At 65.6% G+C, this 1,397-nt stretch carries 1 protein-coding gene and 1 pseudogene; both read left to right on the top strand.

What is annotated here, in order from left to right; all coding sequences use genetic code 11:
* Positions 1-246, top strand: a pseudogene (locus KBX37_RS35135) (hypothetical protein); the annotation flags it as partial.
* Complete coding sequence (gene mraY, locus KBX37_RS33840; RefSeq protein WP_210779883.1) at positions 243-1,346, top strand: phospho-N-acetylmuramoyl-pentapeptide-transferase; 1,104 nt, start codon at positions 243-245, stop codon at positions 1,344-1,346. The pseudogene KBX37_RS35135 and the gene mraY, both read left to right, overlap by 4 nt.
* The last annotated feature ends 51 nt before the right edge of the window (positions 1,347-1,397 follow it).

Here is a 1,397-nt window from a genome sequence, read left to right as displayed (position 1 = left end):
CAAGTTGAACCTCGGGCCTGGCGCTGCAAGATGGTCGTCGGATTCGTGTTGGCGAGTTACGAACCACGGCGCTGTGAGGTCCAGGGCTGCTCCGCTCGCCGTCGGATGGCAAGCTCGTGCCTCGTGATCGATGATTTCGCTAAGGACTATCTGCACGGCCAGCTCAGGTCGATACGTCAGGCGCTGATCTGGAAGCTCGGTGGGGACGCCGTGAGAAATCCGGATCTCGTGGAGGTTCGCCCGTGAGGGCGGTCATCGTCGCGGCCGCGGTCGCGTTCATCATCTCTCTGTTCGGCACGCCGGTGGCGATTCGCGTTTTCACCGCGCTCAAGGCCGGCCAGCCGATCCGATCCATCGGGCTCGCCAGCAACCAGGGCAAGAAGGGCACGCCCACGATGGGCGGCGTCGTCTTCATCGTGGCGACGGTCTTCGCCTACGTCGCCGGGCATATCGCCCTGACCACCCTCCCGGAACGGCAGATTGCGCAGGAGGGGCCGACCATGACGGCCCTGGTGCTGCTCGGGCTGTTCGTCTTCTGCGGCGCGGTCGGCTTCTTCGACGACTTCCTCAAGGTGCGCCAGCGCAACTCCGATGGCCTGTCCGCCAGAGGCAAGCTGCTCGGCCAGGTGATCGTCGGCGGCGGCTTCGGCATCGCCGCGCTCTACGTCGCCAGCACCAACGGCCAGACCGTGGCCAGCGAGCACATCTCGCTCATCCGCGACATCAGTTGGCTCAACGTCGGCAAGGTCGGCGCGGTGATCGTGTTCGTCTTCGTGATCACAGCGATGTCGAACGGCGTGAACCTCACCGACGGCCTCGACGGCCTGGCCACCGGTGCGTCGATCCTGGTGCTCGGCGCGTACGCGCTGATCGGGTTCTGGCAGTACCGGCACTGGTGCGCCGACGAGGCGTACGCCCGCGTGAACGACTACTGCTACCAGGTCCGGGATCCCCTGGAGATCGCCATGATCGCGGCGGCGGCGGCCGGCGCCTGCGTGGGCTTCCTGTGGTGGAACACGTCCCCGGCGCGGATCTTCATGGGTGACGTGGGCTCGCTCGGGCTCGGCGGCCTGATCGGCGGGCTCGCGGTGGCAACCCGCACCACGCTGCTTTCGATCATGATCGGCGGGCTCTTCGTCATCATCACGACGACCTGGGTGATCCAGATCGTCTCGTTCCGGACCACCGGTAGACGTGTCTTCCGGATGGTGCCGTTGCACCACCACTTCGAGTTGGCCGGATGGAGCGAGATCAATATTGTGGTCCGGTTTTGGATCGTGGCCGGCGTCTGCGTGGCGGTCGGCCTGGGCCTGTTCTACTCGGATTTCTTGGCGGTCGTTGGATAAAAGCCACGCGACAAGCCTGTGTCGTGCCACCGACGGTGATCCGCCGGGCAG

Origin of the sequence: Micromonospora sp. U56, assembly GCF_018070095.1 — a bacterium.
Classification (GTDB): Bacteria; Actinomycetota; Actinomycetes; order Mycobacteriales; family Micromonosporaceae; genus Micromonospora; species Micromonospora purpureochromogenes.
Note: the sequence above shows the minus strand (reverse complement) of the source record. Positions and strands in the feature narration are given on the sequence as shown.